Source organism: Burkholderia mycopellens (genome assembly GCF_964265025.1).
Lineage (GTDB): Bacteria > Pseudomonadota > Gammaproteobacteria > Burkholderiales > Burkholderiaceae > Burkholderia.
The window spans coordinates 3,071,176-3,097,560 of the sequence record NZ_OZ183803.1 but is presented as its reverse complement, the minus strand read 5'-3'; the positions used below and the strand labels follow the sequence as shown (position 1 = coordinate 3,097,560).

21 protein-coding genes and 3 pseudogenes are annotated in these 26,385 nt (G+C 64.4%); 17 read left to right on the top strand and 7 right to left on the bottom strand.

Annotated features, from left to right (window positions below; translation table 11 throughout):
* Positions 1-199: 199 nt before the first annotated feature.
* The 6 genes and pseudogenes from ACPTTC_RS32135 to ACPTTC_RS32110 form a co-directional block, all read left to right on the top strand.
* Positions 200-1,524: pseudogene (locus ACPTTC_RS32135) on the top strand (response regulator); the annotation flags it as partial.
* Between the two features lie 1,188 nt (positions 1,525-2,712).
* Positions 2,713-3,306: a fimbrial protein gene (locus tag ACPTTC_RS32130; protein ID WP_174920271.1), complete on the top strand. Its 594-nt coding sequence runs from the start codon at positions 2,713-2,715 to the stop codon at positions 3,304-3,306.
* Positions 3,307-3,361: 55 nt separating this feature from the next.
* Complete coding sequence (locus ACPTTC_RS32125) at positions 3,362-4,078, top strand: fimbrial biogenesis chaperone (RefSeq protein ID WP_174920273.1); 717 nt, start codon at positions 3,362-3,364, stop codon at positions 4,076-4,078.
* 122 nt (positions 4,079-4,200) lie between these two features.
* Positions 4,201-4,896, top strand: a pseudogene (locus ACPTTC_RS32120) (FimD/PapC N-terminal domain-containing protein); the annotation flags it as partial.
* 121 nt (positions 4,897-5,017) lie between these two features.
* On the top strand, positions 5,018-6,709 hold the full coding sequence (locus tag ACPTTC_RS32115) for a fimbria/pilus outer membrane usher protein (protein WP_423395404.1): 1,692 nt from the start codon (positions 5,018-5,020) through the stop codon (positions 6,707-6,709).
* 52 nt (positions 6,710-6,761) lie between these two features.
* A complete protein-coding gene (locus ACPTTC_RS32110; protein ID WP_423395403.1) occupies positions 6,762-7,823 on the top strand; it encodes a fimbrial protein in 1,062 nt (353 codons plus the stop codon).
* Positions 7,824-7,879: 56 nt separating this feature from the next.
* Here the strand turns inward: ACPTTC_RS32110 and ACPTTC_RS32105 are convergent.
* The 3 genes and pseudogenes from ACPTTC_RS32105 to ACPTTC_RS32095 all read right to left on the bottom strand — a co-directional run.
* A pseudogene (locus tag ACPTTC_RS32105) lies at positions 7,880-8,033 on the bottom strand (helix-turn-helix domain-containing protein); the annotation flags it as partial.
* Positions 8,034-8,920: 887 nt separating this feature from the next.
* Complete coding sequence (locus ACPTTC_RS32100; protein ID WP_006749392.1) at positions 8,921-9,253, bottom strand: DUF2322 family protein; 333 nt, start codon at positions 9,251-9,253, stop codon at positions 8,921-8,923.
* Positions 9,254-9,360: 107 nt separating this feature from the next.
* Positions 9,361-10,062 carry a flavin reductase family protein gene (locus ACPTTC_RS32095; protein WP_423395402.1) on the bottom strand — a complete coding sequence of 234 codons (702 nt, stop codon included), beginning with the start codon at positions 10,060-10,062 and terminating at the stop codon, positions 9,361-9,363.
* Between the two features lie 307 nt (positions 10,063-10,369).
* On the opposite strand from ACPTTC_RS32095, the gene ACPTTC_RS32090 reads away from it, so the two are divergent.
* Both ACPTTC_RS32090 and ACPTTC_RS32085 read left to right on the top strand, forming a co-directional pair.
* On the top strand, positions 10,370-10,696 hold the full coding sequence (locus tag ACPTTC_RS32090) for a thioredoxin family protein (RefSeq protein WP_423395750.1): 327 nt from the start codon (positions 10,370-10,372) through the stop codon (positions 10,694-10,696).
* Positions 10,697-10,706: 10 nt separating this feature from the next.
* Complete coding sequence (locus ACPTTC_RS32085; RefSeq protein ID WP_423395401.1) at positions 10,707-11,126, top strand: secondary thiamine-phosphate synthase enzyme YjbQ; 420 nt, start codon at positions 10,707-10,709, stop codon at positions 11,124-11,126.
* Between the two features lie 81 nt (positions 11,127-11,207).
* On the opposite strand, the gene atsR is transcribed toward ACPTTC_RS32085, so the two are convergent.
* Genes atsR through ACPTTC_RS32070 form a run of 3 tightly spaced genes read right to left on the bottom strand, consistent with a single transcriptional unit; the run spans position 11,208 to position 14,434 of the window.
* Positions 11,208-13,019, bottom strand: a complete 1,812-nt coding sequence (atsR, locus tag ACPTTC_RS32080) for a hybrid sensor histidine kinase/response regulator AtsR (protein WP_423395400.1) — start codon at positions 13,017-13,019, stop codon at positions 11,208-11,210.
* Positions 13,016-13,519, bottom strand: a complete 504-nt coding sequence (locus tag ACPTTC_RS32075) for a molybdopterin-dependent oxidoreductase (RefSeq protein WP_423395399.1) — start codon at positions 13,517-13,519, stop codon at positions 13,016-13,018. The genes atsR and ACPTTC_RS32075 overlap by 4 nt, the downstream gene beginning before the upstream one ends.
* 42 nt (positions 13,520-13,561) lie before the next feature.
* The gene (locus ACPTTC_RS32070) at positions 13,562-14,434 is read right to left on the bottom strand and encodes a response regulator (protein ID WP_226198911.1); all 873 of its coding nucleotides are present in this window, start codon (positions 14,432-14,434) and stop codon (positions 13,562-13,564) included.
* Between the two features lie 360 nt (positions 14,435-14,794).
* On the opposite strand from ACPTTC_RS32070, the gene ACPTTC_RS32065 reads away from it, so the two are divergent.
* The 3 genes from ACPTTC_RS32065 (at position 14,795) to ACPTTC_RS32055 (ending at position 17,474) form a co-directional block, all read left to right on the top strand.
* Complete coding sequence (locus tag ACPTTC_RS32065; protein WP_423395398.1) at positions 14,795-15,382, top strand: sel1 repeat family protein; 588 nt, start codon at positions 14,795-14,797, stop codon at positions 15,380-15,382.
* 121 nt (positions 15,383-15,503) lie between these two features.
* Entirely contained in the window at positions 15,504-16,331 is an 828-nt protein-coding gene (locus tag ACPTTC_RS32060) for a hypothetical protein (protein WP_423395397.1), read from the top strand.
* 123 nt (positions 16,332-16,454) lie between these two features.
* Positions 16,455-17,474, top strand: coding sequence for a hypothetical protein (locus ACPTTC_RS32055; protein ID WP_423395396.1), 1,020 nt, complete (start codon positions 16,455-16,457; stop codon positions 17,472-17,474).
* 211 nt (positions 17,475-17,685) lie between these two features.
* Here the strand turns inward: ACPTTC_RS32055 and ACPTTC_RS32050 are convergent, their stop codons facing one another.
* Positions 17,686-17,823, bottom strand: coding sequence for a hypothetical protein (locus ACPTTC_RS32050; RefSeq protein WP_423395395.1), 138 nt, complete (start codon positions 17,821-17,823; stop codon positions 17,686-17,688).
* 657 nt (positions 17,824-18,480) lie between these two features.
* Here ACPTTC_RS32050 and ACPTTC_RS32045 point away from each other — a divergent pair.
* From ACPTTC_RS32045 to wecC, 6 genes are read left to right on the top strand one after another with little or no spacing between them, the layout of a single operon-like run.
* On the top strand, positions 18,481-19,887 hold the full coding sequence (locus ACPTTC_RS32045) for an undecaprenyl-phosphate glucose phosphotransferase (protein WP_423395394.1): 1,407 nt from the start codon (positions 18,481-18,483) through the stop codon (positions 19,885-19,887).
* Between the two features lie 35 nt (positions 19,888-19,922).
* On the top strand, positions 19,923-21,158 hold the full coding sequence (locus ACPTTC_RS32040) for a polysaccharide biosynthesis/export family protein (RefSeq protein ID WP_423395393.1): 1,236 nt from the start codon (positions 19,923-19,925) through the stop codon (positions 21,156-21,158).
* Positions 21,155-21,646: a low molecular weight protein-tyrosine-phosphatase gene (locus ACPTTC_RS32035; RefSeq protein WP_175957053.1), complete on the top strand. Its 492-nt coding sequence runs from the start codon at positions 21,155-21,157 to the stop codon at positions 21,644-21,646. Before ACPTTC_RS32040 ends, ACPTTC_RS32035 begins: the two co-directional genes overlap by 4 nt.
* A 7-nt stretch (positions 21,647-21,653) precedes the next feature.
* Positions 21,654-23,903 (top strand): polysaccharide biosynthesis tyrosine autokinase, encoded by a 2,250-nt coding sequence (locus tag ACPTTC_RS32030; RefSeq protein ID WP_423395392.1) that lies wholly within the window; start codon positions 21,654-21,656, stop codon positions 23,901-23,903.
* 19 nt (positions 23,904-23,922) lie between these two features.
* Positions 23,923-25,101, top strand: a complete 1,179-nt coding sequence (wecB, locus tag ACPTTC_RS32025; RefSeq protein WP_423395391.1) for a non-hydrolyzing UDP-N-acetylglucosamine 2-epimerase — start codon at positions 23,923-23,925, stop codon at positions 25,099-25,101.
* A 28-nt stretch (positions 25,102-25,129) separates the two neighbouring features.
* Positions 25,130-26,374 (top strand): UDP-N-acetyl-D-mannosamine dehydrogenase, encoded by a 1,245-nt coding sequence (gene wecC, locus ACPTTC_RS32020; protein WP_423395390.1) that lies wholly within the window; start codon positions 25,130-25,132, stop codon positions 26,372-26,374.
* Positions 26,375-26,385 lie beyond the last annotated feature (11 nt).

Sequence of the window (26,385 nt, the reverse complement as noted above, 5' to 3'; positions counted from 1 at the left end):
AGACATCATGAATCGAAGACTCGAGACCAGCGCAGATGGCGGAAGCGTGCTTCCGTCGAGGCACGTCCGCAGGCAGTGCGCGTACATGCGTGATGCCGGCGCGTGCGGTCGAGCGCGCGAGATACGGCACCGTCTATCTCGATGCGCATTTCGTGTGCACCAGGTGCCGCGGGATCGACGTGCCGCCGTGCGGGCGCTGAAGTCAGAGTCGAACCGGATGGTGTTGGGACGCATCCCGTTCGACCTGCGGTGTGTCGTAAACGACATCGCTGCGATTTTTCGCCCGCTCGCGGATGCGAAAAACTTCGCGCTGACATGCGGTATTGCACCGGATCTCACCGACGGTTACGGGGTTGATCCGATCTGGCTGTGCAACTTGTTTTGACAATCGTTGGCAATGCGATCAAGTTTGAGGGGTGCGGCGGCGTGACGCTCGACGTGCGGCTTGCAAAGGTTGGCCCGGCCGGCCGTTGCGTCGAAATCGCGGTAAGCGATACGGGTATCGGCATTCCTGAAGACAGCCTGCCGACGCTGTTTGGCGGCTATGCCCAGACCGATGCGTTGATCGACCGGCGCTTCGGTGGCATGGGGCTCGGGCTGCCGCTGTGCCGGCGCATCGTGACGCTGACGGTTGGGGCGTTGATTGCCGACAGCCGGCTGTGCGAAGGCACGGTTTTCGTGGCTGCGCTGCCGCTGCCCGAAGCGCCGTCCGGCTGGCGAGACGATGCGCCGGAACCCGGGACGTTCGTGGATGCCGCGCGCGGATACGACACGGAGATGGACGCCGAAGCAGGTGCGGAGTCCGACGATGAAGAACCGCTGAAAGTGCTCGTCGCCGAGGATCATCCGGCAAGCCGGGCGTTGCTGCGCGACCAGCTCGACGCGTTGGGCTACGACGCGACGATCGTCTCCAACGGCATCGAGGCGATGCGCGCCTTCTTCGAGCGACCGTACGACGTCGTGCTGACCGATCTCGGCATGCCGGAACTCGACGGCTTTGCGCTCGCGAACTTCCTGCGCGAGCAGGGCGCGCGGGTGCCCGTGATCGCGATGACGGCACACGCGACCGACGAGGATCGCCGGCGCTGCGAACAGGCCGGCGCGGTGGAAGTCGTGCTCAAGCCGCTGTCGATCGAGACACTCGACGCTGCGTTGCGGCGGCATTCGGGGCGTCCCGGATCCATGAGTCGGGGGCGTCTCGATCAAGTCGCGCCTCCCGTCATGACGGACGAGATCATGCGAACGTTGTGCGCTGCATCGTTGCATTCGCTGACAGCGATCGATACCGCGCTGTCGAATGACGATGCCGATCTGGTCAAGATCGAACTGCACTCGATGTGCGGCGGCTTCGCACTAGCGGGTGCCACGGAGGCGAGGGATGCGTGCGCGCATGCCGAAAAGGTCCTGACAGAAGGCGGCATCGAAGCAATGAAGGCCGCGTGGCCGCCGCTCGAGCGGCAGATCGAATGTGCGCTCGAACGGCTGTCCGGGGTCGGACCGAGTGGATCGGGCGAGCCGGTCTGATTCGGGAACGGGCGCCGCGCCGCTGCGGGCCGGTATGGTGGCCGCCGACCCAGGATCTTCATTGTGGGGGCGAGCTATTCGAACATTCGTGCGGTACGGTTCCGGGAGCGGCCGTCGGGCCGGCTGTGTCGACGCGTGCCCGTGTTGCAGTCGACGTTGTCGCGTTCCTGCAGTGTTTCATCAGACCATCCGCTGTCATCCGGCGTGCGTCGGGGCGCAATTTGACGCCCGGCAGGTATCTACATATCACCGTTTTCGTCCGGAGCGCGGTACTCGTCAATGCGATTCAAACCAAAACATCAATGGATCATTGACGCAATACATCGCTCACGGGATCAGTCTCCGGTTCGTTCGGGCGCTGAAGTCGACGGCCAGGCCGGATGGCTCAAGGAGCGCCCATGAAAGATCGAAGGCCTTGATACACCGGCAGTGACAGGGTGCATCGCCGGGTCGATGCCGTCCCCGATATCCGCGTTGCAGGCAAAGAGGTAACTGAAATCGCGAAGGCAAGATCCGGCACAAGAGCGTGCCCGTGGTCTTCACGACACGCGGCTATGCGAGCCACGCGACGCGAGATGCAATCGGAAGGTCGCGCATTTTGTTAAATGAATTTAACGATTGGCGACTTGAATCCGAAGGATCCAGAAATTAGTACTTGTATCAGACGTATGCATCGATGGTATAGAACTTGTCCTATTTTTGGGTGGGTGCTCGGTTGGTATTATTGTCACACCGGTTAAGTCCTATAAAAACACATGATGCAGGCGTGAGATTTCAATATTCATGAATTAGTTAATCTTGTAATTAGGATCTGCTCGGTGTTGCACCATATGCATGGTGGCCTGTCGATTCGTCCGATCGTCAATCTGTCAAACGAGACGAACTGATTCCTGAGTCTCCGCACTGAGTGTGACGAAAATCCCGGTGTGAAGTGTCGTGTCGCACACGACCCAATATGCGATCTGTCTTGATCAGCTCGTCGGCATCGTGAGGTGCCGCGGCAACGTGTCTGCGTATTCACGATTTTTAGAGTCTCGATCGGAGTGGCGATCGAATATTTTTATCAAAATAGTCGGGAGGTTAATGGCTGATAAATTCAACGAAGATTAGTGATGCAAACGAGTTGTGTGAAGATTTGACTTTGGCGGATGGCCAGAGTTTATTTATTGAATAAAGGATAGGTTGGAAATGAAAAAAATCACGATGATGATGGCTGCCGCTGGTTTCGCATTCACGGCGATGAACGCAGCCCACGCTGCGGACGGCACGATCAACTTCACGGGCGAGATCGTTGCTGCATCGTGCGGCATTGCGGGTGGTAACGGGACTTCGGTGACCGGTGAAAAGGGCAAGCAGTCGATCGACGTCAAGCTGGGCAAGGTCAGTGTGGACGCGCTGTCCGGTAGCGCCGCCGGTGGGATTGCCGCTGGTACTGCGATCAACCTCAGTCTCGACTGCGGCGCGACCGCCAAGGGTCTGACGACGGTCAAGGTTCGCTTCGACCCTGCCAGTGGTTCGGGTGTGGACGGTAGCGACAACCGGCTGTTGAAGACGACCGGTACGGCCAAGGGCGTGGGTATTGGCATCTATAACACCGCAGGCACGCTGCTGAACCTGAACGCCAACGAGACGTTCGATGCGGATCTGGTCAATACCGGCACCCCGGAGGCGCCGGTCTATAAGGCCGACCTGGCGCTGCGCGCCGCCTACGTGAAGGCCGGTGCCGAGGTCGTGGCCGGTCAAGCAAACGGCACGCTGCCGTTCACGCTGACCTACGAGTAATCCACCTTCGGGCGGGGGGCACATCCCTCGCCCGATCAACGATTTTCCATTCGATATGAAACGATTCCACTTTGCCGGGCTGGCCCTGGTCAGTTCGCTGTTGTTGTCTACTGGCGCTTCGTTCGCCGGCGTCACGCTCGACGGAACCCGCGTCGTGCTGGCCGCGCCGAGCAAGGAGGCGTCGATTCTGGTCCGCAACCGTGCGCCGGACGACGTGATGATTCAGTCGTGGATGGATGCGAGCGACGGAAAGTCGGACGTGCCGTTTGCGATCACGCCGGCGCTCGGCCGTCTCGGTGCCGAGAAGCAGCAGACGCTGCGTGTCCTTTACTACGGTCAGGGCCTGCCGGCCGATCGCGAGTCGGTGTTCTGGCTCAACGTGCAGGAGATCCCGCAGAAAGCCAAGACCGACAATACGCTGCAGATTGCCGTGCGTCAGCGCATCAAGTTCTTCTACCGGCCCGCCGGCTTGCCGGGCAAAGTCGAGGAAGCACCCGCGCAACTTCGCTGGCGGCTCGTTCAGCGCGATGGCAGCACGCAGCTCGAAGTCACCAATCCGTCGGCCTACTTCGTCTCGCTGGCGTCAGCCAAGGTGCAAAGCGGTGGCCGGGACTATGCCGCGGCCGCCGAGATGGTACCGCCGTCCGCCACCCGCCATTTTGCCGTCAAGGATCTACCGGCTGGCGCCGTCGCAGCGGGTGCCAAGGTCCACTTCGAATCGATCAACGACTACGGCGCCGTCGAACCGCACGACGTCACCACCGGTCGTTGACGCGACCAGGTCGATAGATCGTATTCCTCTTCATCTTCGTTATCTCCGGGCCGGTGCCACGGGGAAGGGAGTGTTCGCGCTTGCGATGCCGCTCGGGAGGTGAATCAACTTAGAGAAAAGGTATGGAGAACTTCACGAAGGAACGAGACGTCTGGACGGCCGCGCAGATCGGCATGCCGTGTCTTGCGTTGCTTGGCCTGATGTTGCCGACGCACGGCCACGCGGTGGAGTTCAACGAAACCTTTCTGCGCAAGGGCGAAGGGCCGGTCGAGCTGAGCTATTTCGAGAAGGGCAGTTCGGTGCTGCCCGGCAGCTATGACGTCGACATCTACCTGAATCACACGCTGGTCAAGCGTCAGGACGTGGCGTTTCGTGCCGATGCCGACGGTACCGTCAAGCCGACGGTGACCCTCGGGATGTTGCGCACCGCGGGCGTGAATGTCGCCCGGCTGGAGAAGGACGGGCGCATTGCCGCAGGCGCGGATGACACGACGATCGTGGACCTGCCCGCCGTGGCGGACGGCGCTTCAGTGGAATTCGAGTCGAATACGCTGTCGCTGAACATCAGCTTTCCGCAACTGTATGTATCGCGAACCTCGCGCGGCTACGTGGACCAGTCGCTGTGGGACGACGGCATCCCCGCTTTGTACAGCGACTATCAAATCAGCTACAGCCGCAATGATGGTCACGGCCGCAGCAACGAATATTACTTCGTCGGTTTGCGCAACGGCTTCAATGCCGGCGGCTGGCGTTTTCGCAACGAATCGTCGCTCACCGGCACTACAGGTGCGGGCAGCCGTTTCTCCAGCAACCGCAGCTACGTGGAGCGCGACATCCGGCGCTTGCGCAGCAAGGTAGCGGCTGGCGAGCTGTATACCGTCCGGCGACATCTTCGACAGCGTGCGCTTCGTTGGCGCACAGATCGGCACCGATCTCGGCATGCTGCCCGACAGCGAGGTCGGCTTCGCGCCGGTCGTGCGCGGGATCGCCGAGAGCAATGCGGTGGTGGAAGTGCGGCAGAACGGCTACGTGATCTATTCGACGCCGGTGCCGCCCGGCGCGTTCGAGATCACCGACATCTATCCGAGTGGCTCGAACGGCGATCTCGAGATCAGGATCACCGAGGCCGACGGACGCGTGCGCCGGTTCAGCCAGCCGTACTCGTACCTGCCGGTCATGGTTCGTCGTGGCAGCCTGCGGTATGCGTTCTCCGCCGGGCAGTTTCGCGCCCAGGGCCAGTCGAGCCCGAAATTCACGCAGGGCACGCTGGTGTACGGTGCCACTGACAACTTTACCGGCTACGGCGGCATTATCGCTGCGGAAAACTACGTGGCGGCCGCCCTCGGCATCGGCATGAACACGCGCATCGGCGGCCTGTCGCTGGACGTCACGGCGAGCCGGTCGCGCACGTCGACGGGTACGCGGCAAGGTCAGAGTGTGCGGTTCCTGTATTCGAAGACGCTGTATTCGACCAACACCACGTTCACGATGGTCGGCTATCGCTATTCGACGGATGGCTACCGGACGTTGAGCCAGCATGTGGAAGACACGGACCATTCGTACGGGCCGCGCGTCGCGCGTCAGAAAAGCCGTCTGGACGTGAACGTCAACCAGCCGCTCGGGAGCGGCTCGATGTTCGCCGGCGTAGGCGACACGACCTACTGGAACGGCGAAGGGCGCAGCCGGCGCCTGCAGGTCGGCTACAGCAACAGCTACAAGAACGTCAGCTACAGCTTGTCGGCGTCGCACATCCAGGAGTCGGGGCCGTTCGCGCGGCCTGACACGCAGTTCAACGTGTCGGTCAGCATTCCGCTGGGCAAGGCGTCGAGCACGCATCGACTGTACGCGAATGCGGTGTCGTCGGCGCGCGGCGACTTCAACGTACAGACCGGCGTGTCGGGGTACCTGAACGACAGCAACACTGTCAACTACGGCGTGCAGGCGGGCTATAGCCGCGGCGGCGGCGGTTCGGGCGGCGTGAGCGCGGGCTGGGATACGCCGAACGCGAAGCTGACCGGCAACTTCACGCAGGATCGCTCGGGCCGGCATTTCGACGCGGGCGCATCGGGCTCCGTCGTCGTGCATGGCGGCGGGGTCACGCTCGGCCAGCCGCTCGGCGAGACGTTCGCGGTGGTTGAGGTGCCGAAGGTGCGCGACGTCACGTTCGGGGGAGCGCCGACGGTGCGCACCGACCGGCGCGGCTACGCGATCCTGCCGTATCTGCAGCCGTACCGTCAAAACTGGCTGAACGTCGATTCGGCGAGTATCGGCACGCATACGGAGATCGCCGACAACGCGAAGATGGTGGTGCCGACGCGCGGGGCGATCGTGAAGACCCGCTTCGACGCGGAGTCGGGCCGGCGCGTGCAGTTCGAGCTGAGCCGGGACGCAGGCGGCAAGGTGCCGTTCGGCGCGCAGGCGTACGACTCGAAGGGCAAGCTGCTCGGCATGGTGGACAACCAGTCGCGCCTGCTCGTGTTCGGCATCGAGGACCAGGGCAGCATCGACGTGCAGTGGGGCAACAATAGCTGCAAGGTGTCCTATCAATTGCCGACGATGAACAAGGAACTGGCATACGAACGTCAAGCCGCAATGTGCCTGTCTGCGCGCACGGTGGCTGGCGCGCAATGATCCGCGTTCCAACGGCTATTCCTGTCCCGATCCTGAAATACAAGGAACTCAGATGCTTTATCAAACACGTCTCGAATACATTTCTGCTATGTCGACTCGCAATACCCGTTTTCTCCGAACGGCCGTGTTGTCGCTCATGCTGCTAGTCGGCGTGGGGGTCGGAGAGGCCCAGGCCGTATGTACGCAGTCCGGAGGGAAGATCACCCCGGTAACGTTTCCGCAGTTGCCTGCGAGCCTGACGCTGGCGCCCGCTGCCATTGGCCAAGTGATGGCCTACTATGAAGTTCAGGCACCATTAGCCAATCCGCCTAGCTTCTTGTGCGCTAAAGGCGATATTCTTGGTTTGAGCAACATGACGGTTTCGTTGCCGCTACAGGACCAGAGCAAGAAAATCTACGAATCCGGGCTCCCCGGCATTGGCATGCGTTTTAGCTTCAAGGCAACCGTTAATTGGGGTTTACTCACGGAGCCACCCTACGAAGGGACAACCACAGGCTCGGGAGTTCTAATATATCCCTTCGACATCATGCGCGTGGAGTTCATTCGTACTGCGATGGATGTTGGAGGTGGCAGCATTACGCCGTTTGATTTGAGTACCTCCTTTTACATCGGCACCAATCCGAGGACCACTATCCCTATTACGGGTACACAGATGAAGACCACGCTGGTGAACAAGATCTACTTCAGCAGTTGCTACAACCAGTCGTCTGCACCCACCGTGAATCTGGGGCGGCCCTCCATCAGTGAACTCAAGCAGGGCGCCACGCTTCAGAAGGATTTTTCGCTGGATATCCGTTGCGATGGCATGAACTCGACCACCAAGCCACCGGTGACCATCTACTTCAAGGGCAACTCGCCGCGCGACGGCTTGCTGCTCACGGACGGACAGGGCGAAGCCGGCAGGGCGCAAGGCGTCGGCGTGGCGCTTACCAACTCCAACGGGGTGGCCCTGCCTTTCTCCAAGGCGAAAGCGATGCCAATGAGCTGGACGAGCAGCGGCACCAACACCGAGTTCTACCACTTTTCAGGCAAGGCGCGCTACGTCGTCAGCGGCGGAGAGGTCAAGGCGGGCAAGGCGGATGCCACGCTGACTTATGTGCTTGAGTACAACTGAGTCCGGTCGGCATGCAGGTGCACGACGCCATGACGAATCGGGTTGTCGTCGAAGCCAAGCGAGGGTGCCTTGCGCGTGACGACCGAGAAGCTCGGACCGAGTGACGTTCTCGATCGTCGTGTTGTGACTTCGCGGCGGAATGCCGTTCCGGTTCAGGCAATCGCGCACCTTGTTGGCGGTGGTGAGATCGATGTTGGGGTACCGTCGTATCCGGCGCGCGCAGGTCGCCGACCGCACCACGGATTCGAACGCCGGGTCATCCGGCGCCTCGCACACCAGTATCAGCGTCGCGAATTCGTGCGTGCTCAGCATGGCCGCCTCCCGTCGCGCATGGAGCCGCCGCCAGCGGGCGTGACGCGGAAAAACGCAACAGGATGGAACATGCGTCCGGACGCCACTACCCGACGACGGGGCGGCTTCGGTCGGCTGGTCGGGGCGGGCCGGTCCGCGCGGCGCAACACGAATGGATTGCGGGCAACGCGTACCCGAACGCCGATTGGCGCGTAGCGACCGTAACCGTTGCGCGCTGCCCGCCGGCCAGCCCGAAAATCCGTGATGACGTGGGCAATGTGCCGCTGTCGGCGGCGGGTCTTCGCTAGCCGATCGAAGGTGAAGAAAGGATCGTTCATGATTCGCTCCCGGTTGAACCTCGCACGAGGGACGAACCGGGCCACGCGCTCCAGTTCGCCGACCTGCGAGAGATCTCGCTGGCAAACAAATCGAAACACGCAGCGCGTGAGCCGCGACTGCTTGAGCGGTACCTAACATAGAGCAGGAAACGCAAATTTCAAGCGCGGTTTCGCGACGATGCTGGTGGCACGGAGCGGCGACCGTCAACGCCATATTGTCGCTCGTCATCGGCACGGACACGATTCCAATGCGTCCAGTCGCAATTTCGACGGCATACACCCCGACGGCGTCCTCGGGTCGATCACCAGCCATCTGAACGCGATGACGATCAAGGTTGCCGCGAGTGAGGGTGCGCTGAGACATCGGGCGCACAGATGAATGTCAAACTTCCGTAACTCGTCGGCACCCATCGACGAGATGAGTGGGCGTGCCGCGCATCGAGGCGGTATCGTCGCCCCGCCTGTCGCTCAGCCCTTCGCGACGACGTCGATGCGCAGCGCGTCGCCGCCGGCCGCGATCGCGAGCAGGCGATCGACGTTCGGGTGCGCGCCGGGGCGGTTGCGTGCGTCGGCGGTGTGCTCCGCGAACACCGCGAGCCCATGCTCGGCAGCCTTCGCGTCGAGCGCACCGAAGGCCTGCTTCAGGTAATGGTAGACCGCGAGCGAACCCTGCTTGCCGGGCTGGTTCTCGATGCTGGCGACCACGTCGCCGTTCGCGCCGACGAGATCGATGCGCGCGATGCCGTCGATGGCCGGCAATTGCGCGAGGTTGTCCTTGAATACTGGGGTAGCTTGAATCACTGAAAACACTCCGTCGGTTCGGTCATCGGCCAATGAGCATGGCCGGCCGTATTTTATCCGATCGGTTTCGGTGCAACGGCCGGCGCGGGCCGCCACATCGCGCTTCATCACCGCCCGGCGTCGGCCGGCACGCCGACATCGCGCGAACGCTCGATGTCGGGGCTGCGATACGCGCGCTCCGGAATCTCGGCGAGCCGCGACGCATGCACCTGCCGAGGCCCCAGGCCATAAAATTTCTGGAAACTCATGATCAGCGGCGACCATTTGTCCGGATCGATGTGGTCTTGATGACCATCCATCAGCAGGTCGGGATGCACGTGCACGCGCTGGATGCGTACCTCGAACACCGTGATCTTCCCGCGCAGGTCCGGTGTTTCCTCGGAGAGGCCGTGCGTGGCCGCGACGACCGCTTCCAGGTGAATCGGGCACTCGAGCGCACGCGGCGGCCGCACGGTTTGCGATGGCGTTTCCGTCAGCCCGGCCGTGCCGAACTTGTCCGGCTCGTACACGTAGCCTCTCGCGCGCTTCGATTCGGGCACCGGATGCGTGCCCGTCGTCCGTGCGATCCGGTCGACCGCGTGCGCTTGCGCGGAGGACGGCAGGTTCAGCACGCATTCGCCGGTGCGCATCAGGTTGCGGGTGGTCTGCGAGCTGGCGGCGATGCCGATCACGCCGCGCCAGCCGAGCCAGAACGCGGACGAGATCGGCGCGAGGTTGGCCGTGCCATCTTTGTTCAGCGTGCTGACCAGCACGACGGGCGTGCCGAAATAGAGGATGTTCGGTTCGGTGACGCGATGCGGAGCGTTCATGGTCGGAGCCTTCGCTTCGTTGATGGATCGGTTCACATGCTGATCCTGTCGCGGCCGCTCGGCGCTCCGATTCTTGTCGTCTCATCCGGAGACGGTCGCGATGCGGCGACGCACGAAAATTCCTCGGCCTCCAGTGCCTGCGATGCGCGGTAACGGCGCGAGCATGCGGCGCGCGAGCGGCCATGAGCGGCCACGAGCGCATCGGCGCCACGCAGGCTTTTCCGCTACAGTAAGAAATCGCAGGCCGCATGCCGCCGCGCCTCGCGCGCCGCACGGCCACATTCCGGAATTGCACATGAGGACCCCGATGGACACGCCGCAACGCTATATCGCCAACGCGCCCACGCGCGAGGAAGTCGACGCACTGGCCGGCGCGACCGTCATCGAATTCGGCGCCAACTGGTGCGGCATCTGCGCGGCCGCGCAGCCCGCGATCGTCGAATCGTTCGCCGCCCATCCCGCCGTGCGCCACCTGAAGATCGAGGACGGGCCGGGCCGCCCGCTCGGCCGCTCGTTCCGCGTCAAGCTGTGGCCGACGCTGGTGTTCCTGCGCGACGGCGTCGAGGTCGCGCGCGTCGTGCGCCCCACCGATGCCCGGCAGATCGAAGCCGACGGTTTCGCGGCGCTGGCCTGACGCCATGGCCATGCAACAAGCCATCACGCATATCGCCGTCGACGCGCGCGGCAGCGGCCTCGTCGAGTTCACGCCGCAGGTGCGCGCGTTCGTCGACCAGCAGTCGATCCGCACGGGCCTGCTCACGGTGTTTTGCCGCCATACGTCGGCTTCGCTGCTGATCCAGGAGAACGCGGATCCGTCGGTGCGGCGCGATCTGGAGCGCTACTTCGTGACGCTCGCGCCGGAAGACGAAAGCCGCTACGAGCACGACACCGAAGGCCCCGACGACATGCCGGCCCATTTGCGCACGGCGCTCACGCAGGTGCAACTGTCGATTCCGGTCGAGCATGGCCGCATGGTGCTCGGCACCTGGCAGGGAATTTATCTGTTCGAACATCGGCGCGCGGCGCACCGGCGCGATATCGTGCTGCATCTGATCGGCGAATAAGCGCGAGCGCGAGCGGGAACGCGCGATGCAGCCGCAGCGCCGGCGAGCGATGCCGTGCGCGTTTGCACGCGGCGCACCGCTTCAGGCGAGCAGCTTCTCGACGAGGGCGCCGAGTTCGCGCAGGTGTACCGGCTTCGGCAGGAATTCGTCGAACACGCGATGGTTCTCGCGCAGCGCGGCCGATTCATACGCGCTGACGCCGAGGATCACCGGATGGCGGCCGTCGTCGTCCGGCCGCGCGACCGCGCGAATGCGGCGCGCGACCTCGAAGCCGCTCAGGTCCGGCAGTTCGAGATCCAGAACCACGATGTCGTAGCGGCCCGCGCCGAAGCGCGCGACGCCTTCCTCGCCGGTGCCGCACAGATCGGCGTCGATGCCGAGCGCCGACAGCATCGCGCCGAGCGTTTCGCGCGCGTTGTCGTTGTCGTCGACGACCAGCGCGCGCCGGTCGCGATGCGCGGCGGCGGCCGGCCACGCGGGCGCTTCGCCGGCGGCCTCGATGAAGTCGGGCACTTCGACGGGCAGCGTCACGACGAATTCGCTGCCTTCGCCGACCACGCTGCGCACGTCCACATGGCCGCGCAGCGTCGTGACGATTTCGCGCACGACGGCAAGCCCCATGCCGATCCCGTCCACATGCAGCCCGACCGCGTCGTTCGCACGATAGAACGGCTCGAAGATCTTCGGCAGATGCTGCTTCGCGATGCCGGTGCCCGTGTCGCGCACGGCGATCGTCAGTTGCTTGCCGGCCGGTGCGTCGGCGAGTGCGATCGATATGTCGATCGATCCGCCGAGCGTGTATTTGACGGAATTCTCGATCAGGTTCGAGAGCACCTGTCGCAACAGCTTGCGATCCGAGCGGATCGAGAGCGCGTGCGGCTCGACCTGCTGCGCGACCGCGATACGCTTGGCCGCGATCTTCTCGCGCAGCGGCTCGATGACTTCGACGAGCAGCGACGCCATGCCGACCGTTTCCAGTTCGGCGAGGCGCTTGGTCGAGCGCAGCTTGATGTAGTCGGTCAGGTCCTTGACGAGCGCTTCGAGCGACAGCGCGGAATTTTGCAACCGCCGGATCGTCTTCAGGTTCGCGTCGGATTGCGGGCGCGCGAGCAGGATCTCGATCGACCCGCAGATCGCCTGCAGCGGCGTGCGCAACTCATGGCTGACCATCCCGAGGAATGCGTTCTTCGCCTCGATCATTTCGAACGCGCGATCGGACGCCTTGCGTTCGGCGTCGAGCGCCGCGTCCTGTCGTTCGAGCAGGTCGTCACGCGTGCGCATCGTATAGAACAGCAGCAGGAACAGCGCGCACAGGATCACGCCGAGCACGGTGCCGAGGATCAGGATCGCGCGCTGCTTTTCCTTCAACTGATGGAACGTGAAGTCGCGCTGCGCCATCTCGATCGCGCGGAAGTAGTTCGCGAGGCCGTTGACCTTCGGCCAGTACGCATTGACCTCGTCGATCAGCTGCCGCGCGTTCGTCGGCGCACCGCGCAGCAACGGCACGTCGTGCTTCAGGCGCGTCATGAATTCGCCGAGCGCGTCGATCTCGTTGCGCGCGCGCGGGATGCGCAGCCAGTATTCGGATACTTCGGAGGGCCGCTGCAGGAACCCGAACGACACCGACAGGCTGTCGAGCTGCATCTGCACGTGATCGAAGTCGTCGTCCTGATGCGTTGCGTAGAGGATCAGCTGCCGGTCGAATCGCGTATAGACGTTCCGGTATTGCGCGGCAGTCCAGAACACGCCTTCGCGCGGCCCTTCGAGCACACCCTCGTTGACCGACGTGGCGAGGAGATCCCACAGCAGGAACGCCCACGCGGCGAACCCCATGATCCACAGCGAGCCGAGGACCAGGATGATTTTTCTATTTTTCCATCGCCGGCGTTTCATTTCACCGTCAGGCCGATGATCTGCCACGCGAACTTGGCTTCGCCGAGCGGCGTCTTCAGTTCATCGGGATACTGGTCGCGCGGGTACATGATCCACAGCGGGCCATAGTTGTCGTTGCCGAGCACCTTGCCGTTCATCGTCCGCGCGAGGATCACGCCGTAACGATCGGCGTCGGACACGGGGATCGTGAACGTGTACTCGTCGATGCAGTGGAACTCGATCTGCGTGCCGTGCGCGCCGACGGTCTTCAGCACGTCGGACAGGCGCGGGCCGGTGAAGGTCGCCTTCGGCGTCCAGCTCGTCGACGTGACGATCGTGTGCTGCGGCAGCGCCATCAGCGCCTGCTCGGAAAACACGTAGGCCGTCCCGCCTTGCTGGTTGTGCTTGTCGATCTTGCCGTCGACGGTGAACGTAAACGACGAAGCGGCCCAGGTCGCGGCCGCCATGCCGAGCAGGCAGGCCGTCAGCAGGCTCTTGATCCAGATGGTCGAAATTCGCATGTCTTGCCCTCGGTCGTGCGGTGGTGATTTGTCGTTGTTGCCTCAGTTCGCGGCGGCGGGAGCCGGCAGCGGGATCTTCAGTTCGCGCGCCACTTCGGCGAACAGGATCGGCAGGCGCACCGGTTTTTCCTCGCAGCGCGCGTTGTAGTGCGACACGATGTGCGCGATTTCGTCTTCGCTGGCTTCGCCGGTCGAGATCTTTCCGGTCAGCAGGAAGATCGGCGCGCCGCTGTTCTCGCTCGAGCGGATGCCGCGCACGAGCTCGGCGGCCGTCTGGTCGCCGAGCATCCAGTCGAGGATGTAGCCGTCGAAATCCTCGACCTCCAGCGCCTTGCGGAACGCCGCGCCGTCGAAGTACGGAATCGCGTTCACGCCTTTTTCGATGAAATATTCACATACCGTTTCAGCGACATCCTGCGAATCGTCGACCACGGCGATCCGCGCCGCATACACGTTCGGCTGGGCCGAGCGCAGCTCGATGACGTCGACCGGGTACGTGCGGCCTTCGCGCGCGTGCTGACGCTCGGTGATGAGCCATTCGCCCTGCCACTGCAGCGCGACGAAATCCGTCTCGATCTGGCTGCTGGCCTTGGTCGAGATCGCGGCGCGGCAGCGGAAGCGCCGCGACTCGATCACGAGCGTCGCGTCGATCATCTCGGCGGCGGCCGGCTGCGTGCCCTTGTCGTCGAGCAGGATCGCGGGCGGCACGCCGAAGTGCGTCGCGATGTCCTGCAACTGCGACAGGTTCCACGGGATCAGGCCTTTCATCTTGCGCGTGACGACCGAGAAGCTCAGGCCGAGCACGTTCGCGATCGTCGTGTTGTGACTTCGCGGCGGAATGCCGTTCCGGTTCAGTAGGTCGCGCACCTTGTTGGCGGTGATCAGATCGACGTTGGCCTGCTCGCTGTTGGACATCTCGACGGGGTCTCCAGGGGGTTTTGGCGAGGGTGAGCATATCAAAACTGACGCGTCATGCAAGCTTCGAAAAAGCGAATGACCTTGACATGCCATTTTTCTCCATTATTATTGCTCACCACGTCACTATTGTTTTTCGCGTCATGTTTGGAGATCGATGCCGGCCACAGGCGGTGCAGCGAAACGCGGGAACAATGAAGCAGTGACTGAACGATTCGAAGAGAGAACCTGAGAGAGCCTTGGAGTGCGTGTCGGCGTTGGCGGATTGTATCCGTTGCGCCGCGCGCCACCGGGTACGAGCTCCCGGGGGTGGGATAGCTCGAAGAATTGCGGCGCCAATAGAACCTGAGGGAAGTAACAATGTACCGCCGTTTACTCGCACCGGGGCTGCTGTTGCTACTGGCCGCGTGCGCGCAGGATCCGTCGATCACCAGCAACACGGTGCGGATCTGCGACGACACGGGTTGTTCCGACCGTCCTAAAGATAAGGTCTCCTATCAAAAAAGGGACGATTCGGAAGACCAGGAAAGCCCGCGCATCGCTGCGCTGAAGCAGACCGCGAAGACCCAGCCGAAGGCCGCCTACGACCTCGGCCTGCGTTATTTCCGCGGCGACGGCGTGCGCCAGGACAGCTACCAGGCACTCAAGTGGATGCGCGAGGCCGCCGAGCGCGGCGACCTGCAGGCGCAGAAGGCGCTCGGCAGTTTCTACCTGTTCGGCCTCGAGGAAATGGGCTCCGACGCGCGTGAAGCGGAGAAGTGGCTGTCGATCGCGGCCGGCCGTGGCGACAAGGAGTCGAAGAAACTGCTCGACCTGGCGCGCAAGGCCAAGAAGGAAGACGAAGAAGACTGGAAATGGCGCACGGAATGGCGTGACCGCTATTACGACTACTGGTACTCGGGCTATCCGTACTACGGCGTCTGGCAGCAGACGTACTGGTACTACTGACCGGGCCTGAAGCAACGGGGGCAGCAGCGGGGAGACCACCATCGCGCGCCAGCCGGGGGGGCTTATCGAAGTTCGCACGAACACATAAGCCGGACAACGACTCTAATCGATCAATAACGACATGAAGACCATCCTTTCCCAACGTCTCACTCAAGGTGCGCTGGTGGCGGCGCTTTGCGCGTCCGTGACGGGCTGCGGCGGCGTGGTGACGCCCGGCGGCCAGAACGCGGGCGTGACCGGTGCCGCCGCGGGCGGCGCGAGCGCCGGCGCCGATTCGGGGCTGCAGCGCTGCGCGTCGCCGCTCGGCACGATCGCCGTCGATGATGGCCGCAACGCCGACTGGTGGGGCCCGTTCGGCAGCGCGACCAAGATGACGACGATCGACCCGCTGCTGCGCCTGGCCGTCCAGCAGTCGAACTGCTTCGTGATCACGTCGATCGGCAACCAGAAGAGCGACGCGCGCCTGTCGCGCATCACGCAGCTGCAGCGCAACTCGGGCGAATACCGCGCGGGCTCGAAGCAGCAGAAGGGCCAGCGTGTCGCGGCCGACTATTACATGGAACCGCAGATCGTCATCAACGATTCGCCGATCGGCGGCATCGGCAGCATGATCGGCGGGCTGATCGGCAACAGCGCGATCGCGGCGGTGGCGGGCCACCTGCAGACGAAGGCATCGGTCGTCACGCTGACGCTGTTCGACGTGCGCTCGGCCGTGCAGATCGCGGCGTCGGAAGGCAGCTCGACGGCGACCAACTACGGCGCGGCGCTGGGCGGCTTCGGCGGTGGCGTGGGCGGCGCGCTCGCGGGCTTCTCGACGACGCCGGAAGGCAAGGCGACGGTCGTCGCGTTCATCGACGCGTACAACAAGATGGTCGTTGCGCTGCGCAGCTACAAGGCGCAGGACGTCAAGGGCGGCCTCGGCCGCGGTGGCCAGCTCCAGGTCAACTGACGTTCCCGGGCCGGCGGTGCGCCGCCGGCCGATTCCTGATGCTTGATTCGTGATGGTCCGTGCGTGCGGAACGATTCGCGCGTGCCGGTTGCGTTCGTCCTGTTCGTTTGAAAGGTGATTCCGATGAAAGCCGTTGCATTGATCGCATTGACCTGTCTGGCGCTGACTGCTTGCGGCGGCGACGACAATTCCTCGCCCGCGGCATCCGGCGGATCGGGCACGAGCAACAACGGCGGAAGCGGCGGCACCGGCGGCACGGGTTCCGGCGGGACGGGAAGCGGCGGCAGCGGTGGCAGCGGTGGCTCGGGCGGCAGCACGCTGACGCTGCGCTACGACGCGCAGCCGACTGCGGCGGATCAGGCGAGCTTCCTGACGCTGCTCAACAGCGAAGGCGCGAAGGGCTATCGTTATCTGGGCGACTACTTCTACAGCGCGTCGAACGGCGGGTCGCGTTCGATCTTCGTGAACGACGGCGCGGCGCAGACGTACACGTACCAGTTGCAGGCGGCGCCGTCCGACATGACGGGCTTCGTCAACCAGGCCAACGCGCAAGGCACGAGCGGCTACCGCTACGAAGGGCCGCTCACGTACGGCTATCTCTATCGCAAGGACGGCGGCTCGTCGGCGACCTATACGTACGCGACGACGGCGTTGCCGGCCGACACGAACGCGTTCCTCACGCAGGCGAACGGCCAGGGCCAGTCGGGCTACTGGTTCCTGGGCCCGATGATGGTCGGATCGGTGCAGGCGAACGTGTACATGAAGAACAACGCGTCGAACGCGACCTATACGTACGATGCGCTGGTGCCGACGACGAATGTCAGCGACTTTATCGCGCAGGCCAACAGCGAAGGCGCGAAGGGTTATCGCGCGAAGGGCGGGATGCTGTTCGGCAGCACGATCTCGTGGGTCTACGTGAAGGACCAGACCCAGTCGCCGACCTTCACGTACCAGTCGGCCGCGATCCAGTCGACCGGCGACAGCTTCGTCCAGCAGTCGAACAATTTCGGCGCGCAGGGCTCCGCGTACCTGGGCGATCTCGCGCTCGGCACGTCGACGCCGGTGATGGCGTCGTTCTACTTCAAGCCGGCCAACTGCACGGGATTCCTGTGCACGACGCTGAATCCGCTCACGCAGAATTGAGCGGGCGCCTCCGGCGCAGCAGCGTCGCGCGGGTCGTTCATGGCTGAATGACCCACGCTCGCCGAATCGAGTGCCTCAGGTGCGCCACGTCATCCGTGGACGCATCTTTTGCCGCCGGCTTGCCGGCGGCGTTCCGTTTACGCGTCGGATTGCGCCCCGGACGCGATCTCGCTGCGAAATTTCGATCACGCTCAAAGCAGACTTTCTTGTTCTAACACGCGAGCCGAGCGTTGACGCTGACGTTGCCGCGATGGATGCGCACGAGCGGCATCGTGACGAGCGCGCGGCACACGCGCGCCCTTTTGTCACTGTCGAGATCCTCGAATTCGTCGCGGAGCCGGGACGTCATGTCGGAATTGACGACGTCGATGCACGTCGACACCGGGTCGGCCGGCACCCGAGACGAAGCGCGGAAGTGACGCTGGCGCGCGTTGCTCGTCAGGACGCGCAGCGAAAACCGACCACCCACGCGTAGCGGCGCATTGACGCCGCACTTATCGCAACGGCGACACACGTCGCAATCGTCGGCCATCGGGTCCGCGGGATGGTGGTGCTTCCACACTGTCTCGCGAAGTGACCCGATGCGCATCGCACCGCGTGCTTGATCAATTGACATCAATCAATCTGCCATGTAGGCAGGGACCTCATTGGCAAATAGGACAAGAAAGGTATTTATATCAATTTGTTTCGGACTTGAACGATTTAAAACGCCAGATCGTGGTGGCAGTATCCAAGTCTTACATCGTCTCGATAAGCGATGAGCTCGTGGTAAGCGGAGAGCGTCGGTCTCGTTGAAGTTGTCAGGCCACGTCCACCAGGTTCGAAAATCAACGGTTCGTAACATTTGATTGAAGGCCTGTGTCAATCGAATCAGATTCGCATTGCTAAACAATAGATGAAATCGATCATCGGTTCGGGAGTCGATCCGTGCCGGCGTGGCATGCATTGCGTGACGATGCGCCGCAGTTCCATTGCCGATCGACCGCGACGGTGATCGCCCAGGGTTATGCCTTCGTTAAACCAAACTAGATACACCCCCGCCGTTCGCGGAAAAGCGTCGCGGTTCAGGTTGCTGGATGCCGCGCTGCTTGTCGCCACCGCATGGGCGGCGAGAAGCTGGCTGGGCGGCTCGCCGTCTGCTGAATCGGATGCCGTGCTGATGGCCGTTTCGATCGCGTGCGCGCTGCTCCTGTTTCCGTTGGTCGGCTTGTACGGCGATCCCAAGCGCCGCCTGTCGTGGCGTCGCGTGTGGCTCGCGCCGGCCTGTCTGGCCGTCGCGTTGTGTGTCGGCGCGGTTTCCGTCACGGCGCACGACCGGCAATTTCCGATCGAACTCGACTGGGTAGCCGGCTGGTTCGCGTTGTCGGCGGTCGCGCTCGTCGTGTCGCAGGCCGTGCGGTGGCGGCTCGGCGTTGGCGCGGCGGCGCGGCATGCGCGGCGCAAACCGGTTGCGCTCGTCGGGCATCTCGAACGTTGCCGGTCGCTCGTTGGCCGCGATGCGTGTGAAACGTGGCGGCCGTTCCGGATAGCCGCAATCTTCGACATGTCCGGTCCGTCGCCGATCGGGCCGGAAGAACAGGCCGTGCATCGTGACCTGGCCAAATTCGTCGAGCACGTGCGTCGCGCACAGGTCGGGGAAGTCTGGATCGTGTTGCCGTTGTCGGAGGCCGATCGTGTCGGCGAGATCGTCCGCGCGTTCGCCGAGGATCTGGTCGACATCCGCTTCATGCCGGATCTCACCGGCATGACGCCGCTTCATCCGGACGGCGCGATTCGTGGCCGCGCGCTCGATCTCGTCTCGTCGCCGCTGTCCGCGCGGGCGCTGGCGGGCAAGGCGATGTTCGATCGCGTGTTCGCGGGCCTGGCGTTGATCGGAATCGCGCCGCTGATGGCCGTCGTTGCGCTGGCGGTCAAGTTGTCGTCGCCGGGGCCGGTGCTGTTCCGGCAGCAACGCAGGGGCGCTTACGGGCGCGTCTTCACGATCTACAAGTTCCGGACGATGCGCATGTGCGAGCCGCGCGAGCCTGGCGAAGTCCGGCAGGCGACGCAAGGCGACCCGCGCGTCACGCGTGTCGGCGCGCTGCTGCGGCGCACGAGCCTCGACGAACTGCCGCAGTTCTTCAACGTGCTGAAGGGCGACATGTCGGTGGTCGGACCACGCCCGCATGCGGTGGAGCACGACCGCTTCTACCGGCACCTGGTCGACGGCTATATCCAGCGCTACCGGATCAAGCCGGGCATCACCGGCTGGGCCCAGGTCAACGGTCATCGCGGCGAGACGGATCGCATCGAGAAGATGCAGAGGCGGATCGAACACGATCTCTATTACCTGAATAACTGGTCGTTTGCGATGGATATGCGGATCGTGGCGGCGACCGTTCTGTATGGATTCACGCATCGCAATGCCTATTGAATGACGCGTCGACGTACGGTGTCTGGACAACGGAAATGGAAACAGGAAAACGGCCCGGCTCACGGGCGCAACGATTGCGATCGGCGATGATGGTCTTGCCCGTCGTGCTGCTGTGTGCTTGTGCGGTCGAACCGGGCATGCATATGAACCTCGCGCATGATGCGCCTCACGATGATGGTATCGCGACGCAGACATACGAAGGCGGCTTGACGGTGTCGATGCATCGCATCGTTGCGGCATCGCTCGGCCAGCCGCAAAACGCACCCGCTCTGCGTGAAGCGGCGGCGTCGGTACCGATCGGGCCGATCGACGGCGAGTTGATCGCGGCCCAGCGGCGCGAGGCGCGCGCACAGGATGAACGCATGCGCGCGGTGCTCTTTGCCGCGCCGGCGCCATACGCGATCGACGCGGGCGACGTGCTGCAGATTACCGTGTGGGATCACCCCGAACTGGCCGCGGCGCAGGGCAACCCGGGCACGCAACAGGTGCGCCCTGCCGATCCGCCGGCGGGCTTCGTGGTCGATCAGGCCGGCAACCTGGCTTTTCCGTACGTGGGCGAACTGCATGTCGCCGGCATGAACACGAGCGAGATTCAGTCCGCGCTTCGCGCGCGGCTGTCGAAGTGGTTCGTCGCGCCGCAGTTGACGGTGCGCGTTGCGTCGTATCGCGCGAATCGCGTCTACATCGACGGCGAAGTTCATGCGCCTGGCGCGCAACCGCTCAACGACACGCCGATGACGCTGTTCGAAGCGGTCGCGCGCGCGGGCGGCTTCACAGCCGACGCCGATCAGAGCCGAATGACGCTCGTGCGCGACGGCGTCGCCTATCCGGTCGACCTGTCGGGGCTGATTCGCGAGCGCGTCGATCCGTCGCGCATCGTGCTGCGCAACGGTGACCTGCTGCAGGTCGGCGCGCGCGACCAGTTCGGCGTGTACGTGATGGGCGAAGTCAACAAGCCGACGACGGCGCTGCCGCAGCGCAACGGCCGGCTCACGCTGGCCGACGCGCTGTCGCAGGCGGGCAGCGTGAACCAGGGCACGGCCGATCCGAAGCAAACCTACGTGATTCGCGCCGGCGCGGACCGGCAGGCGCAGGTGTTTCATCTGGATGGCAGGTCGCCGGTGTCGATGGTGCTCGCCAACGAGTTCGAGCTGCAGCCGCGCGACGTCGTGTACGTCGACAGCACGAAGCTGGCGCGCTTCGGCCGCGTGCTCGCGCAACTGCTTCCGGCCATCAACGCGGGCCTGACGGCCGCGATCGTCACGAAATGATGAAACGGATCCTGGTGGTGTGTACCGGCAACGTATGCCGCAGCCCGGCCGCGCAGGCGCTGTTGTCGCGCGCGCTGCCCGGTCGCACGGTGGAGTCGGCCGGCGTCGCGGCGATCGGCGGGACGCCGGCCGATCCTGTGATGAACGCGCTGTTGATCGCGCGTGGCTTCGACCTGTCGGCGCATCGGGCCCGACGCGTCGATGACCGGACCTGCCGGTGGGCCGACCTGATTCTGGTGATGGAGGTCGCGCATCGCGAGCTGATCGAGCGGACTTTCCCGATGACGCGCGGCCGTGTGTATCGCCTGACCGAGCGCTACCGGATCGACGTTCCTGATCCGTACCGCCGAAGCCGCTACGTCTACGACTACGCGACGAAGCTGATCGAGCACGGCGTTGCCGATTGGGCCGCGCGGATCGCCACCTTCGACCCGAACCTGCAGCAGCATCCAGATACCGGCACGGATGCGCCGGAACACTTGCAGTGAGCCTCAAATGAACGCATCGAACCCACGCCAACCTCATTTACGCGACGCCGATGAACTCGACGTGCGCGGCATCCTCGACCTGCTGATCCGGCACGCAGGCCGCATCGTCGCGGTCACGGCGGCGTGTGCCGCGCTTGGCGCCGGCTATGCACTCGTCGCGAAGCCGGTCTACAAGGCAGACATTGCCGTGCAGGTCGAAAGCGGCGGCTCGGACCTGCGCAGCATGGCGGAGGGCGGGCTCGTCGGCGGCCTCGGCGCGCTGTTCGACGTGAAGTCGACCGACGACGGCGAGATGGAAATCCTGCGCTCGCGGCTCGTGACCGAACCGGTCGTCGACGGTCAGCATCTGCACATTGAAGCGCGTCCGCGCCGCGTGCCCGTGATCGGCTCCGCCGTCGCGCGCTTCAATCGCGGGCTGTCGACGCCCGGCCTGTTCGGGATCGGCGGATTCGTCTGGGGCAACGAGCGCATCGATGTTCCGGCATTCGACGTGCCACGCGACTTCCAGAAACATGCGTTCATCGTCACGTCGCTTGGCGACGGGCGCTATCGTCTGTCCGGCGGCGATCTCGATCGCGATGTGGAAGGCGCGATCGGCGAGCCGCTGCGCGTGAAGACGGCCGCAGGCGACGTGACGCTGCAGGTGGCCGGCATCGAAGCCGAAGCGGGCGCGCAGTTCGTCGTGAAGGCGGACTCGAGGCAGGTCGTGCTCGCCGAACTGCAGAAGAAACTGGCGATAGCGAATCGCGGCAAGGATCAGTCCGGCGTGATCGGCGTGTCGTACGAAAACCATGATCCGGTGCGCGCGGCCGCCGTGCTTAACGCGATCGCCGACAACTACGTTCGGCAGAACGCGAGCCGCAAGGCTGCTACCGCCGAGAAGTCGCTGGCGTTCCTGAGCGACCAGGTACCGACCGTGGAGCGTCAGTTGCGCGCGGCCGAAGATCGCCTCAATGCATACCAGGCCCGCCACGAAATCGTGGATCTGACCGAGCAGGCGAAGGCGATGCTGACGCAATCGACCGCCGCGCAGATGTCGCTGTTCGAACTCGAACAGAAGCGGCTGGCGTTGGCGTCGACGCTGACGCCGGCTCACCCGGAGCTCGCGGCGGTCGACCGGCGGATCGCCGCTGCCAAGGCGCAGATCGGGACGATCAACGACACGATCCGGCGCTTGCCCGACGCGCAGCAGAACGTCGTACGCCTGCGTCGCGATGTGACAGTGCAAACGGAGATCTATGTCGGCTTGCTGAACAGCATCCAGCAGCTTCGCCTGGCGACCGCGAGCAAGATCGGCAACGTGCGCGTGATCGATCGCGCGATCGTGCCGGACGAGCCCGTGCGGCCGAAGCCCGCGCTGGTCACGGTAATTGCCGCACTGATGGGGCTCGTGCTCGGCACGTGCGCAGTCGTCGGCCGCGCGGTGCTGTTCGGCGGTGTGACCGATCCCGCGGAGATCGAGCGCGACACGAACCTGAACGTGATGGCGACGATTCCGCACAGCGTTGCGCAACGCCGGCTCGCGCAGCGCGACGCTGCGGCATGCGAGGCGACGGTCCTGGCGCTGACGCGACCGAACGAACCCGCGGTCGAGGCGCTGCGGAGCCTGTGCACGGCGCTGCGGTTCCAGTTGATGGACTGGCCCGACGGCAACCGCGTGCTGATCACGGGACCGTCCGCGGGTGTCGGGAAATCGTTCGTGTCGGCCAACGTGGCCGCGCTGCTCGGACTGTCGAACAAGCGTGTGTTGCTGATCGACGGCGACCTGCGTCGTGGCGAGCTGGCCAGGCGCTTCGGCATGCGGCCGGAGATCGGCCTGTCGACCGTCCTTCGCGGCGGCGGGACCGCCGCCGCCGCCATCGTGCGCGACGTCGCGCCGAACGTCGATCTGCTACCGGCCGGCCCGCACGTCGACCGGCCCGTCGAACTGCTGTCGTCCGATCGTCTGTCTGCGTTACTGACGCACGTTGCACGCGATTACGACGTCGTGCTGCTCGATGCGCCGCCGCTCCTGCCGGTGACGGACGCCGTCGTCCTGGCCGCGCATGCGGACACGATCCTGCTCGCGGCACGTGCCGGCGTGACGACCTCGGGCGAACTGCTCGAAGCGGCGAAGCGGATCGAACGCGCCGGCGCGCGCGCGACCGCGGTCGTGTTCAACGGCTTCCGGCCGGGGCTGCGTTCCGCCCAGTACGGCAACTACGGCGCGTACGGGTATGACAACGCCGATTCGCAAACCGCTGCGGATCGCACGTGATCCGCCGACGGAGATTCCGATGACCCATCACCACGAAAACATCCTCGTTACGTTCGGCACCCGCCCGGAAGCCATCAAGATGGCGCCGCTCGTTCACGCGTTGCGGGCCCGCGAAGGCGTGCGCTGCGGCGTCTGCGTGACGGCCCAGCATCGCCACATGCTCGATCAGGTGCTCGACCTGTTCGGCATCGTGCCGGATTTCGATCTCGACCTGATGCGCGCCGGGCAGACGCTGGGCAGCCTGACCGGGCACATCCTCAATGCGCTCGACCCGGTGCTGGAATCGTTCCGGCCCGATCTCGTGCTCGTGCACGGCGATACGACCACGACGCTCGGCGCGACGCTCGCGGCGTACTACCGGCGCATTCCGGTCGGTCATGTGGAAGCCGGGCTGCGCACCGGCAACCTGTATTCACCGTGGCCGGAAGAGGCGAACCGGAAGGTGACGGGCGCGCTCGCGCTGCATCACTTCGCACCCACCGAAACCTCGCGGGCGAACCTACTGGCCGAAGGCGTCGAAGCCGACCGCGTGCACGTGACCGGCAATACCGTGATCGACGCATTGCTGACGATTACCGAGCGCCTCAAGCACGACGGGGCGTTGGTGCAGCAGATGCACGAGCGGTTTCCGTTCGTCGACGACGAGCGGCGCATGATTCTCGTGACCGGCCACCGCCGCGAGAACTTCGGCCGCGGGTTCGAGCAGATCTGCGAAGCGATCGCGACCATCGCGAAGCGCTATCCGGAGTGCCGCATCGTCTACCCGATGCACCTGAATCCGAACGTGCGGGAACCCGTCACGCGGCTGCTCGGCGACATCGGCAACGTCATGCTGATCGAGCCGCAGGAGTACTTGCCGTTCGTCTATCTGATGAGCCGCGCGTGGTTGATCCTGACTGACTCCGGCGGGATCCAGGAAGAGGCGCCGTCACTCGGCAAGCCGGTGCTCGTGATGCGCGACACCACCGAGCGGCCGGAAGCCGTCGGGGCGGGCACGGTCCGGCTGGTCGGCACCGAAGTCGAGCGGCTGGTCGGCGCGGTGGTCGAGCTCTGGGAAGACGGACGCACCTATCGCGCGATGAGCCGCGCGCACAACCCGTATGGCGACGGCCGTGCAAGCGAGCGGATTGCGGATCTGCTGGTCTCGCCGCCGATCCTGACGCAGGGGCCGGCATACCTGGCCGGCTCGCCCTGCTGAATCCCCCGACGTCTGGAGAACCTCATTCATGTCATTCGAAACCGTTTCCGTCATCGGGCTGGGCTACATCGGCCTGCCCACCGCGGCGGCCTTTGCCGCGCGCCGTAAAAGCGTGGTCGGCGTCGACGTGTCGCAGCACGCGGTCGACACGATCAATCGCGGCGAGATCCATATCGTCGAACCCGAACTGGACATGCTCGTGCATGCCGCCGTGACGCAAGGCTACCTGCGCGCGACGGCAACGCCCGAGCCGGCCGATGCGTTCCTGATCGCGGTGCCGACACCGTTTGCCGAGGGCAACAAGCCGGACCTGACCTATATCGAGGCCGCATGCCGGTCGATCGCGCCGGTGCTGAAGAAGGGCGACCTGGTGGTGCTGGAGTCGACTTCGCCGGTCGGGGCGACCGAAAAAATTGCCGCGTGGCTCGCGGCGCAACGCCCGGACCTGACCTTTCCGCAACAGACCGGCGAGCGCTCGGACATCCGTATCGCGCATTGCCCCGAGCGCGTGCTGCCGGGCCACGTCGTGCGCGAACTCGTGGAGAACGACCGCGTGATCGGCGGAATGACGCGCAAATGCGGCACGCGTGCGCAGGAACTGTACGAGGTGTTCGTGCGCGGCGAGTGCATCCTGACCGATGCGCGCACTGCCGAAATGTGCAAGCTGACCGAGAACGCGTTTCGCGACGTGAACATCGCGTTCGCGAACGAGTTGTCGGTGATTTGCGACCAACTGGACATCAACGTGTGGGAACTGATCCGGCTGGCGAACCGCCATCCGCGCGTCAGCGTGCTGCAGCCGGGGCCGGGCGTGGGCGGCCATTGCATCGCGGTCGATCCATGGTTCATCGTCGATTCCGCGCCGGAGCACGCGCGTTTGATCCGAACCGCGCGCAATGTGAACGACGACAAGCCGCATTTCGTCTACGAGCGCGTGCGGCAGGCGGCGAGCCGCTTCCGCGAGCCGGTGATCGCGTGTCTCGGGCTTGCGTTCAAGGCGGATATCGACGATCTGCGCGAGAGCCCGGCGATGGAGATCGTCGAAGCGCTGGCGCGGAACGCCGGTGCGACGCTGCTGGTCGTCGAACCCAACATCGCCGCGTTGCCGGCGTCGCTGGAAGCGAAGACCCGGCTGTGCGATCTGAACACCGCGCTGGCCGAAGCCGACGTGATCGTGATCCTCGTCGATCACGCGCCGTTCCGGCGAATGGACCCGGTGCGGCTGCAGACCAAGGTCGTGATCGACACGCGCGGCATACTGGCGCGCGGGTAACGGGCGGGCGC